The following is a 13,242-nucleotide window of genomic DNA, read 5'->3' on the forward strand; positions in this document are numbered from 1 at the left end:
GTCGTGGCCGGCGACAACCGCCTACGTCCTGACAGCAGGTTGTTGCCGATCTGCGGCCTATCAGAAAAGGATCTTGTCGTGATGCTTGCTCGCCCGTCCCGTCGTCGTAACAACGCCCCCTCGTCCCAACGAGAAACCGCTGACCCGGCGCTGTGGCTGCTCAAGCCGCTGGCGCAGGCTGTGGCGTTGTGTCTGGTGGCTGGCAGCGCGCACGCACAAACGGCATTCAGCTCGGGCTGGTTTGCCGCCAAGGGTGCCGCCCAGCAAAGCGCAGCGGCGCGACCGAATGCGGGCGGGTTGCCGGGCATGGCGCCGCCGCTGGCGCAGCAGCAGAAAGCCAGTCAGCAGTTGCAACGCTCGATCCAGACGTTGAACAACACGGTGGCTGCGATCGCCGCGCAACAGGCTGCGCAGGCGGCCGGTCGGGCGACTGCGTTGGGCTCGGTGCAGTTCGTCCCGGACGGTCTGGGCGAAGGCGGTCTGAAGGTCGACAATAGCCTGACGCAGGGTTGGCAGAACGCCAAAGGCCCGCAGCAGACCCAGGCTGATGGCAAGACCCAGGTGCGTATCGAGCAGACGGCGGACAAGGCGATTCTCAATTGGGAAACCTTCAACGTCGGCCGTAACACCACCGTCGAATTTGCCCAGCAGGCGAATTGGGCGGTTCTGAACCGGGTCAACGATCCAACGGCGCGGCCGAGTCAGATTCAGGGCCAGATCAAGGGCGACGGCACGGTCATGCTGATCAACCGCAACGGCATCGTCTTCAGCGGCAGCAGCCAGGTCAACGTACGCAATCTGGTCGCCGCCGCTGCCGATATCACCGACATTCAATTCCGCGAGCGTGGGCTGTATGTCGACAGCAGCGCCAGTCAACCGACCTTCACCGACGCCGCCGGCAAGGTACTGGTGGAGCGCGGCGCCACGATTGAAACCCACAAGCCCGGCAAGTCCACCGATGCCGGCGGCTATGCCTTGCTGCTCGGCAACGAGGTGCAGAACGACGGCAGCATCAGCACCGTCAAAGGCCAGACCCTGCTTGGCGCAGGCGATCGTTTTTATATCCGCAAAGGCTCGGGTACCGAGGGCAACGGTTTTTCCACGACGTTCGGTAACGAGGTGGTTCCTGGCTTCAACGCCGATTCCGCCGCCGGCAAAGTCAGTAACCAGGGCTTGATTCAGGCAGCAACCGGCGACATCACCCTGACCGGGCATGACGTGCAGCAAAACGGCGTAGCGCTGGCGAGCACTTCGGTGGCCACGCGCGGCACTGTGCATTTGCTCAACCCGGCAAGTGACAGCACCGGCAGTGTCACGCTGGGGCGGGGCAGTGCCACGGCCATTCTGCTCGACAACAGTGACCTGACGGCGCTTGACAGCCAGCATCAGGCGGCGCTGGCCGGGGTCAACGCCAACAACAGAATCCGCAGCGATCAGTCGCGCATCGACATTCAGAGTGGCGGCAGCGTCGAGTTCCAGCAGGGTTCGATCACCCTCGCGACCGGTGGACAGGTCGCGGTGACGGCGGGGCGTCGCAGCGTGGTGCGCGACGGCGCGATGATCGATGTGTCGGGGGCCATTGGCGTGAAAGTCGCGATGGAAAACAACAGCATCAAGATCAACGTGCAAGGCAACGAGCAGCGTGATGCGTCGGTCAATCGCGAAAAAGGTGCGCTCAACAGTAACGATATCTGGGTCGACGTGCGTGAACTGGTGCATGTGCCGGCCGGCACCAATGGTTATGCCACGGATCGCTGGTACACGGCGGGCGGACTGCTCGAGGTAGGCGGCTACCTCGGTACCCAGGGTCATGGCATCGGCGAATGGATGGCGCAGGGCGGCACGCTGAGCTTCGCTGGCAATGATGTGGTCACCGAGAAAGGTTCGCTGATCAATCTGTCGGGCGGCACGCTCGATGTGCAAAGCGGCGAGATTCGCCAGAGCTGGCTGCGCGGCGCGGACGGCAAGTTGTACGAGGTGTCCCGCGCACCGGGAGACCTGCTCTACACCGGGTTGTACAAAGGCTACGAGGACAGCAGCGCACGCTGGGGCCAAAGCCACTATTACTACAGCCCGTTGATCGCGCCGCGCAGTCGTCGGGAGGCCGGCTACACCGTGGGCCGCGATGCCGGTCAGTTGGTGATTGCCACCGGTAATGCCGTGCTTGAGGGGCAGATGCTCGGTGAGGTCTATCAGGGCGAGCGCCAGACCCAGGCGCCGCGTGCGGTCATCGATGGCTACGCGCAGAGCCAGACTGCGCTGGCCCGGCGTGGACAATTGATCGTTGGCAGTTATGACCCGGCGTATATCGCGTCGGCCGGGGGCTTGTTGTACAGCCTCAACCCGTTGCTGGATCAGGTGCAACTCGGCGGCGAGCGCCCGGTCGATGCCGGTGACACCGGACTTGCCGGGGCGGTTGCCGAGGCGCGCCAGGGCAAGTTGTATCTCGACACCGCGCAGCTCGACGGTTGGCGTCCGGGGGCAGTGAAAATTGCTGCGAGAGACCGCATCGAGGTCAACGATGCACTCAGCGTGGATGCCGGTGGCGACATCACCCTGTACGCGCCGGATGTGCAGGTCAACGCCGACCTGAGCGCACGCGGCGGCAGCCTGCAACTGGGCAACGTGCTCAATCAACTGTTGTCGACCACTCGCACCGACACGCTGATCAGCGCGCAAGCGGGCAAGCCGACGCAAGTTTCGCTCGGCGACGGCGTGCGCCTCGACACCCGCGGGCTGTGGAGCAACCTGCGTACCAACCCGGATGACAGCGCCAGCCTGGCCTATGTCAACGCTGGCCGCGTCGCAATTCGCAGCAGCGGTGATATCGAGATCGGCAGTGGCAGCCTGCTCGACGCGTCTTCCGGCGGTGCGGTGTTGGTCAACGGCAAGACACGCGGCGGCAAGGGCGGGGATGTGACGCTGGAGTCCAACGCCATCACCGCGCCGGGCGCCACGCATCTGCGTCTGGACGGCGACATTCGTGGTTATGGCGTGACGGGCGGCGGCACCTTGACGATTCAGGCCGGCAAAGTGCTGATCGGCCAGACCGACCAGGCGCTGGCCGATGACACGCTGCAATTGAATTCGAATCTGTTCAACAAAGGTTTCGCCGCTTACAGCGTCATCGGCCTGAAGGGGCTGGACCTTGCCGACGGTGCGGCGATCGATGTAACGATGCCGGTGTACCGCTTTGCCGAGGCGGCTGTCAGCCAGGCCAGCGGTGCCGATCCGCGCGCGGCACTGCAATTGTGGACCCCGGACTTGTACCAGCAGGACCCGCTCAAGGGCGTGCTGACCCAGCGCGCGGGCGCCAGTCTTGCTTTGCAGGCCGGCGCGAGCCGGATCGGGTTGATCGACCCGACCACCAGCACCCTGACGCTGGGCCAGCACTCGCGGATCACTGTCGACCCGGGCCAGCGCATCGACCTGCGCGGCGGCGGGCAAATCACTGTCAACGGCGAGCTGGATGCCTGGGGCGGCTCCATCGACATTCGCCAACAGCAGTTTGCCGCGATCAACCCGGCAACCTTCGGCGACAACCTTGGCCCGCAGGCTCATGATCGCTCGATCTGGATCGGTGAACACGCCGTGCTCGATGTTGCCGGCCGATCGGCTACGGCCAGCGATGTGCTGGGGCGTACCTATGGCAAGGTCGACAAGGGCGGCAGCATCGTCATCGGCGGCGAGATTAACGCGCAACAGGCCACGGCAACGGCGGCGGATGCCTACATCATCGTGCGCGAGGGCGCGCGGCTGGAGGCGAGCGGCACCGAGGCGGTGATCGATGTCGTAGGGCAAGGTCCGACCCGAGTCGCCAGCGACGGTGGCCGGATCAGTTTGAGTTCCTACAACGGCCTGTACATCGATGGTCAGCTTCAGGCTGCGGCGGGCGGTGCAACAGCTGCAGGCGGGCAGTTGGAAATTGCGCTGGATACACCGCTGTACCTGCTGTCGGCAGCGCAGAACACGGTGCGCCGTCCGCGTGAAATCGTCATCGGTCAACAAGCGCAGGCCGCGTTGCTGCCGAATGATTTGCAGCCAGGCGCTGCCGATGACGGCTTGCACTATGGCCAGGCACGTCTGAGCGCCGACCGCTTGATGTCCGGCGGTTTCGACAATCTGAGTCTGTTCAGCAACGGCCTGTTGTCATTCGATGGCGATGTCGATCTGCACATGAAGCAGAGCCTGAATGTGTATGCCGGCGCGTTGTCGCTGGCAGAAAATTCGCCGGACGCCTCACGTATCAATCTGACGGCGCCGTACATTCGCCTGTCCGGCATCGGCACGTATTTTTCCATCCCCGGTTCGATTCGTCCGCAAGTGCTCAACAGCCCGACCCCGGCATTGTCGTCCGCGCAATTCACAGCGTCGGCCGATCTGCTCGATGTGGCCAACAGCCTGTCTTTCGGCGCCAAGGGCTCGATCGCGCAGTTGAACACGCCGGCCAGCGAGGTCAGCCGACGCGGCTTCGAACAGGTGACGCTGGGCAGCCGTGGCGACCTGCGTTTCCTCGCGCCGGCCGACAAAGGCAAAACGCAGTTGTGGACAGCGGGCGACTTGAATCTCACGGCAGCGCAGATCTATCCCGCCAGCGGCGTTACCGCCGAAGTGCGCGTCGGCTATCAGGACGGCACTGACGACCCGGTGCATACCCTGCGCGTCGCTCAGAACGGGCCGGCACCGGTCGCGCTGCCTTACTCGGTGTTTGGCAGCCTGTCGCTGATCGCCGGCCACATCGTGCAGGGCGGCACGCTGCGCGCACCACTTGGCGCGATCAGCCTGGGCGATGATATTTTCACCAAGACCCGCGAGCTGAACCTGCTGCCGGGCAGTGTCACATCGGTCAGCGGCGCCGGTCTGCTCATGCCTTATGGCGGCACCACCGATGGCATCGACTATCGCTATGACGGCGCATCGGTGGTGTTGCAGGGAATCGCCGGTGGGTCCGCAGGCGTCACGCTGAAATCGCAATATGTCGATGTGCAGAACGGCGCGGTTATTGATCTGTCCGGTGGCGGTGATCTGCGCGGCGCCGGGTTTGTCTCGGGACGCGGCGGTTCCACCGATGCCCGTTTCAACCCACTGGTGCGCAATGCCGCCGACGGCACGTTCAGTCTGCCGGGGCTGGCCAGCAACCCGGTCTATGCGATCGTGCCGGGCAACCAGAGCGCCTACGCGCCAATGCTGGGGGAGGCTGGCGCGGTCGACCCGCGTATTGGCCAGCAGGTGACGATTGGCGCCGGCGTGCCGGGGCTCGCAGCTGGCACCTACACGCTGCTGCCTTCGACCTTTGCCTTGCTGCCCGGCGCGTTTCGGGTCGAGGTCAATGGTCAGGTTGCGCAAAGTCTCACGGGCGCCGCGCAGCAAATGCGCAACGGCTCGTGGAGCAGTGCCGGGCAGATGTCGATTGCCAACACCGGCGTGCGCGACAGTATCGCCAGCCAGCTCATCATCACTTCGGCCAACGTGCTGCGCCGCTATTCGCAGTACAACGAAACCAGCTTCACCGACTTCGTGCGCAGTGACGCCGCGCGGCGTGGCGTGCCGCGAGCGCTGGCGCCGATGGACGGCAAAACGCTCAACCTGCTATTGCTTCAGGGCAGCGAGCGCGACAGTGCCGTGGATTTCAATGGCCAGGTCCTGTTCAAGCCGACCGCAGGCGGCATGACCGGCGGCGCGGTGGTACGCGGCGGCGCGGACGAGATTGAAGTGCTGGGTGCCGGACAACAGCGCAGCGCCGGTTTCGGCGGCGTGTCGTTGTATGCCGAGACTCTGAACAGACTCAACGCCGGGCGCTTGACCCTCGGTGCACAGCCAACCGTGCAGTACGCCACGGCTGGCAATATCATCTCGTTCGAGGGCGCCATGTCGGCCATCACCTTGCGCGAAGGGGCGATTCTGTCGGCCCCCGAGGTGGTCTTGCGAACCAACACAGCGCGCGGTGGCATCACGGTGGAAGCCGGCGCCGGGATCAACACGCTCGGCCGTGGTGAGGTGTCGTACGACTCTTCGGCCGGCTATATCTATCAGCCGGGCGCGGCGAGCCTGTTGCTCGCATCCAACGGCTGGACCAACGTCCTTGCGCCGGAGGTGAACGACAGCACGGCGGCCGGCACCATTCGCATCGGCACTTGCCTTGCGCAGGTGTGCAAGGCGCCGGCGGTGCTGTACTCGGCCGGTAGCATCACCGCCGCCACTGACAAACAGTTCGAACTCGGCGAGTCGGTACGCTTCGGCACCCGCCATCTGACTCTGGCCGTGGGCAATGTGAATGCCGGCAGTGCCCAAGCGCTGGCCGCAGCGGGCGAGCGCGTCCCGGCGGGGCTGACCCTCAGCCAGAACGTGCTTGACCGGCTGCTGCAGGGCGACACGCAGTACGGTGCTCCCGCACTGGAAACCCTGAGCCTGACCGCCCGCGACGCTTTCAATTTCTTCGGCAGTCTGTCCCTCGATACGCTCGACCGGCAGACCGGCCAGAGCCGATTGCAGAATCTGATTCTGACCACGCCGGCCATTTACGGTCAGGGCCAGGCCGCTGACGTGGCCACCCTCCGTACTGCCAGACTCACCTGGAACGGCGCCCCGCAGCGCCCCGGCAGTGTCGTCAGCATGGGGGCTGGCACCGGGGCAGGCACACTGGACATTCAGGCGCAGCGCATCGAATTCGGTTACGGCCCGAACCCGCAAGCCAGCGGCCTGGATCAGAACGATCGTCTCGCGCTGGGGTTTGCCAACGTCAACCTGAGCGCCAGCGAGCGCATCACCGCCAACCATAAGGGCAGCCTCGCGGTGTATCAGCAACAGGGCGCCTACGACCCGGTCAACGGCTACGCCTACAGCGGCGGCAATCTGACCCTGCGCACGCCTTTGCTCACGGGCGAAGCGGCTTCGGTCAACGCTTTCAGGGCCGGTAACGATCTGATCCTGACCGGTAGCGGCGGCCAGGCATCGGCCGATGCGCTGGGCGCCGAGCTGACGCTCGCGGCGCGCAATGTCGTGATCGATGGGCGCATCGCTTTGGCCAGCGGCAAATTGACAGTCAAGGCAGAGGACGACCTGACGCTGACCCACAACGCAGGGCTCGATCTGGCTGGTCGCACGTTGGTCTTCAACGATGTCAACAAATACAGCTGGGGCGGTGATGTGGCGTTGTTCAGCCATAACGGCAATATTCGCCAGGCCGCCGGCTCGCGAATCGATCTCTCGGCGCAGAACCATCAGGCGGGCAGCCTCAGCGCAGTGGCGCTGGCGGCCGACGCCGGGGTAGTCGACCTGCAAGGCGAGATCCTTGGCGCCAGCGGCGGTTATTACGACGCCGGCGGCACGCTGGTGCCGTACAGGGCCGGCGGCGTGGATATCCGGGCGCAAAGCCTGGGCGGCGAGCTGAGCGAGCAATTCGCCGCGCTTAACCAGCGCTTGAACGCCGGCAAAGTGTTCGGCAGCCGCAGCTTCCAGCTCAAGCAAGGTGATCTGCTGATTGGCGATGGACTCAGGGCTGGTGAGGTCAATGTCTCGGTGGACAATGGCAACCTCACCGTGGCCGGCGTGATTGACGCCAGTGGCGAGCGGGTCGGCAACATTCGTCTGTCGGCGAAAAACGGTCTGACAGTGGCCGGCAATGCGCTGCTCGATGCTCACGGCCGGGTGCTGCGGGTCGACAGTTACGGCAAGATCATCGACGCACCGAACCGCGCCATGGTCGAACTCAATGCCGGTGACGGCACGTTGATTCTCGCCTCCGGTGCCCGTATCGATCTGCGCCACGGCACCGATGCGCCGGTCGGCAATCTGCCAGGGCAGAACGATGGTCTGCCGCGCGGCACGCTTGAGCTCAATGCGCCGCGTCTGGGCAGCAACGACATCGCCATCGACGCCAGCGGTACGTTGACCGTGCAAGGCGCACGCTCCATCGGTCTCAACGGTGTGCGCCGCTACAGCGATGCCCGCGACGGCGTTGATCCGGCCGCCAGTGGCCGGCCGTATCAAGTGATCGATCAGGCACTGTTCGATCGCATCGATGTCGACAGCACAAGTTTTGTTGATGCCGCGCTGGCCAACACCGATCTGCTGCAACGCAAACTTGCCGGCCTGAACAATTCCACGTATGCCGATGCGTTCCATCTGCGTCCGGGGGTCGAGATCGTCAGCAAGCGCAGCGATGGCGATCTGCTGGTTGAGGGTGATATCGACCTGTCACGTTATCGCTATGCGAGCCTCAATCCGCACACGCAGAAGACGGCGGCTTACGGCTCCGGCGAATCCGGCAGTCTGGTCATGCGCGCCGGTGGCAATCTCGATATCTACGGCAGTCTCAACGACGGTTTCGCGCCGCCGCCGGAAACGGTTGATGACGCCGGTTGGAAACTGCTGCCGGGGGTACAGCCGTTTGGCGGCGACCTGATCGTGCCCGGCAACGGCGTGACCCTGGCCGAAGGTACGCAATTTCCCTCGGGCACGACACTGAACTACGACCTGCCGATTCAGGCCGGCACGTTAACCAGCGGCACAGTGCTGCCCACTGACGGCACGCTGGCCGAGGCTTACACAATCAGCGCCGGAACTGTGCTGGCGGGTGCGATCCACGATGCGTCGGGCAATTTGTTGTACGCCGCCGGCACCTTGCTGCGCGACAGCATCAGCCTGCCCGCCGGCAGCCGCCTGGGCGCCGGCACTCGCTTGAGCAACGCCGCGGCGCTGCAAGCGATGCTCTGGCCCAAAGGTGTGCCACTGCCCGGCGCGCTGGGTGCCGACAACACCACCGTCGGCGTCAAGTTGAGCGGCGCACTGGCGCTGTTGCGCGGCTCACTGATTCCGTCGATGACCGACGTGGTCCTGGCTGACGGCACTGCGTTTATCGAGCTGCGTGGTTACAGTAACGCCACCCAGCAGGGCAGCAACTGGGCGGTGGCGAGCCTGTTGCCATCGGGCAGTGCCTCGTGGTCGATGCGTATGGTGGCCGGCGCCGATCTGGCGGCGGCCGATACCCGCACGGTGAAACCGTTGACCCGCGAGGGCGATCTGCGTCTGGCCGACACCCATTACGGTTTGAAAGTGGTCGAGAAAAAACTCGATACCGTCTGGGCTGAGGGCAACCCCATGGGTTACCCGGCGGGCGATGTGGTCAGCGCCGACGACCTGTATCTGTGCGATATCCTGCAGGGTGCTTGTATCGCACCGGCCAAGTTCCTCTGGGCCCCGGACAACATCGCCGGCATGCCGGCGGGTACACCGGTCACCGACGACGAGATGTTCTGGTGCGACGCCGATCCTGCGTCCTGCGCGCCAAACAAGGGCGGCATCACGGTTTCTCCGCACACGCAGATGTTCAGCGTGCTGCGCACCGGCACTGGCGATCTCGATCTGCTGGCGGCCGGCAATCTGAGCATGGACTCGCCGTTCGGTGTGTACACCGCCGGCACCCAGGCCAGCGATGTCGATCCGCGTTTCAATCAGCCGCGCGGCCGCCTGACCGACAACGGCAGCGTATTGGGCAGCGGCGGCGCCGACTATGAAAAGTGGGTGGATGGCGGTGCCGAGAGTCTGTACCAGGCCTGGTATCCGACGCTTGGCGGCAATCTCACTGTCCATGCCGGCGGTTCGCTTTCCGGCGATACCGTTGGCCGTCGCGCCGTCAACTCGCAAGCCGACCTTCGCGAACAGGTCGCCAGTGTCTCGGTGGGCAACTGGCTGTGGCGCCAGGGCAGTGGCAACGGTGACGTGCCCACCGCGTGGTGGATCAACTTCGGCAGCTATGCGACCCAACCGCTGCCGGATCAAAGTGTCGATACCGGGCCTTATCTGGTGGGCTTCACCGGATTTGGCACGCTGGGTGGCGGCAATATCAGCCTGCGCGCCGGTGGCGATGCGGGCATGCTCAAGACGCTCGGCGACACGCAGTTCAATCCGCGCAGTCAGGGCTTGATCGTTGCGGTGGGCAGTACCGGGCGAGTCGCCAGCGACGGCAGCCTGCAACTGACCGGCGGCGGCGACATGGACATTCGCATCGGCGGTACGCTCAACCCATCGTTGCAGGCTCGGGCAGGGCAGAACGGCATTTCGGTACCGCGCCATGACCTGCAAGGCGCATTGATCAACCTGCGCGGTGCGGCCGAGATGAACAGTGCCGCGCTGGGCGGCATCAACTTGCAGTACGGCGCGTCAGCCGCCCTGCAGGACCCGCGCGAAGTACGCGCCTACGATCCGTTCACGGCAACAGTTGGCAATGCCGGCGGAGGCCTGGCGCTGATCCCCGGCGATTCGGGGATGCGTTTGAGCACACGCGGCGATCTGGTGCTGGGTGGCGCGGCGGATCCAGGTCGGGTGCGCTTGCAGACCTCCACGCCGTTCACCGATCGTGACGGCGTCGAGCATGCCGGCGGCGGCTTGAGCAGTTTCTCGCTGTGGACCGATCACACCGCCATCGAGCTGTTTTCCGCTGGCGGCAATCTCGCGCCGAGCACCCAGATGGCCGAGTTCTACAACGGCCAATTGGTCACCGGCAGCAACACGGCGCCGACGGATGGCCGCTTTGTCTATCCGTCGATCCTGCGCGCAGTCGCGGCACAGGGTTCGATCTATGCCGGCCCGGCCGCTGCCTACAATCAGGCGAGCGCCTATCCGTTGCTCGCATATTCGCTGCTGTTGGCGCCGTCCAACCGAGGGCAGCTGGAGCTGCTGGCCGGTGACTCGATCTACGCCGGCGGCTATGCCATCAATCAGTCCGGGGCGAGCTTGTCGGCCATTGCTACACCGTTTGCTCCAGCCTTCAACGGTTTTGCCAGCAGTACCTCCGGCAGGCCACTTGTGAGCAACTACAGCAGCGATGGCACGCAGGCCAATAAAAATCTGCGTTACTCGCTGTTTGCCTTCGGTGCAGACACGTATTCCTCCTCCAGCACAGTGCAGGCGCCGGCGCGTTTCTATGCCTTGAGTGGTGATCTGGTCGGTGTTCGCAGTGGCGAGACGCTGAGCTTTTCACCGTCGAACCAGACCTGGTACGAAGCCGCTGGCCCTGTGTGGATGCTGGCAGGGCGCGACATTGTCGCCTCCGGCACTTTCCTCGGCCAGCCATCGACCGTGGCCGATGACATTGGCAGCGGCGCCAATGCGGCGACGTCTACCGGTAATTTGTTCATCCATAACGATCCCCGGGATGTGTCACGTGTCTCAGCGGGGCGGGACATTCTTTACAGCAGCTTTGACATCGCCGGTCCCGGCCTGCTGGACATCAATGCCGGGCGCAACATTCTCATGGAGGACCGCGCCAGTGTGACCAGCCTCGGGCCGATTGCCGCAGGCGATAACCGACCGGGCGCCAGTGTTGTGCTGCAAGCAGGCGCGGGGGCGCAGGGGCCGGATTACTCGCGCTTCATCGCGCGTTATCTGACCCCGCAGAACGTCGCGGATTCGGCTTTGGCCCTGAGTGCGCAACCGGGCAAAGTGGTCAAGACCTACGTCGAAGAACTGCAGAGTTGGCTGATCTTGGGTTACGGCTTCAAGGGTAGCCTCGAACAGGCGCAAGCCTTCTTCGCCGCACTGCCGAGTACCGCACAGGCGATCTTCGCCCGTCAGGTGTACTTCGCCGAACTGCGCGCCGGTGGCCTGGAATACACCGACGCCGACGGCCCGCGCACTGGCAGTTACCTGCGCGGTCGCAACGCCATTGCGGCGCTGTTCCCGATGACTGATGTGGCCGGTAATCCGATTCGCTACGACGGCGACATCACGATGTACGGCGGAGCAGGGGTCAAGACCCTTTTTGGCGGCGATATCCAGATGCTCACGCCGGGTGGCGGCCAAGTGTTCGGCATCGAAGGCGCGGCGCCGCCATCCACGGCGGGGATCATCACTCAGGGTTCGGGCGACATTCAGCTGTACTCGCAGGGCAGCATTCTGCTCGGCCAGAGCCGGATCATGACCACGTTCGGTGGCTCGATTCTCGGCTGGTCGGCCGAGGGCGACATCAACGCCGGTCGCGGCTCGAAAACCACCGTGGTCTACACACCGCCAAAACGCGTGTACGACACCTGGGGCAACGTCACGCTGTCTCCGTCGGTGCCGAGCACCGGCGCCGGTATCGCCACGCTCAACCCAATCGCCGAAGTAGCGCCGGGCAACATCGACCTGATCGCACCACTGGGCACCATCGACGCTGGCGAAGCGGGGATTCGCGTGTCGGGCAACGTCAACATCGCCGCGCTGACGGTGGTCAACGCCGCGAACATTTCGGTGCAGGGCAAAGCGACCGGCGTGCCGGTGGTCTCGGCAGTGAATACCGGCGCAATTACCTCGGCGAGCTCGGCAGCATCCTCAGCCACCCAAGCGGCAGAAGACGTCGCCCGTCAGCAACAGGCAGCCGCGCGGCAGAACCAGGCCTCGGTGTTCACCGTGCAGGTGCTCAGCTTCGGCAATGAGCAACTGGCACCGTCGCGTGATGGTGCCAGTCGTGCGCCAGCGACCGGTTATAACCCGGACAGCCCGGTGCAGGTGCTGGGCGCCGGGGCGCTGGATGAACAGGCGAAGCAGCAGCTGACCGAGGAGGAGCGTGGGCAGCTGACGCTGTAAAGAACTCTCGTGCAGTACGTTTGGGCGGCCGGTTGGCCGCCTTTTTTATGAGTGGTTATGGATATTTTTTACGGGCGTGCAACACGGTCAGAATTTTGATGTGGTCTGTCACCCGATAGACCAGTAAATAATTCGAGTTGATGACCATTTCGCGAGTGCCCGGTATTCGGCCGGAGCGGAAACCATGCGGTATCCAGGAAAGCCTTCGCGCTGCGGCGCTGAGCTTTTGGTGCAGTGCAACTGAAGCGACAGTGTTGCGTTGTTCCAAATATTCGATGATGTCAGCCAGATCTCCAAGAGCCGGTTTACTCCAGCTAACCGGCAGCGCGTCGATTCTTGCGTCTCTCTTCCAGCATCTGACCTAGCAGCACCATTGCCTCATCGTGGGGAACAGGCGGGCGTGGATCATCGAGTGCGGCTTGTACCTTGGCGCGATACCAAAGGTCATATTCCGCAGCCTCTTCTTCGGTTTCGAAGTCTGAAACGATAAGTGAAAGTTCAGCGCTCATCATGACCTCCATGATCAATGTGAAGCAGTCTAAGGGGATGTGGGCTCGTTGTCGTCACTGGCGGGACGAGGGAGACATCATCCCCAAACAGACGATGCAAATCTGTCAGACGCTTCGCCTGTGATGCACGTGAAGTCGATCAGCTGTGTAGTTCAATTCTGCAGGA

At 64.0% G+C, this 13,242-nt stretch carries 3 protein-coding genes; 1 reads left to right on the forward strand and 2 read right to left on the reverse strand.

The window, feature by feature from the left end:
- Nucleotides 1–81: 81 nt before the first annotated feature.
- Complete coding sequence (locus tag AC4IHP_RS05005; protein ID WP_490831023.1) at nt 82–12,567, forward strand: filamentous hemagglutinin family protein; 12,486 nt, start codon at nt 82–84, stop codon at nt 12,565–12,567.
- Nucleotides 12,568–12,622: 55 nt separating this feature from the next.
- Here AC4IHP_RS05005 and AC4IHP_RS05010 read toward each other — a convergent pair whose 3' ends face one another.
- Complete coding sequence (locus AC4IHP_RS05010; protein ID WP_460119579.1) at nt 12,623–12,835, reverse strand: type II toxin-antitoxin system RelE/ParE family toxin; 213 nt, start codon at nt 12,833–12,835, stop codon at nt 12,623–12,625.
- 46 nt (nt 12,836–12,881) lie between these two features.
- Nucleotides 12,882–13,076: a type II toxin-antitoxin system RelB family antitoxin gene (relB, locus tag AC4IHP_RS05015; protein ID WP_490831024.1), complete on the reverse strand. Its 195-nt coding sequence runs from the start codon at nt 13,074–13,076 to the stop codon at nt 12,882–12,884.
- Between the last annotated feature and the right edge of the window lie 166 nt (nt 13,077–13,242).

The organism is Pseudomonas sp. UF-293 (genome assembly GCF_058245595.1).

What these genes read in the sequence shown, in the direction of transcription:
- AC4IHP_RS05005 (WP_490831023.1), top strand. Translation starts at nt 82, where the DNA reads ATGCTTGCTCGCCCGTCCCGTCGTCGTAACAACGCCCCCTCGTCCCAA.
- relB (WP_490831024.1), bottom strand. Translation starts at nt 13,076, where the DNA reads ATGAGCGCTGAACTTTCACTTATCGTTTCAGACTTCGAAACCGAAGAA.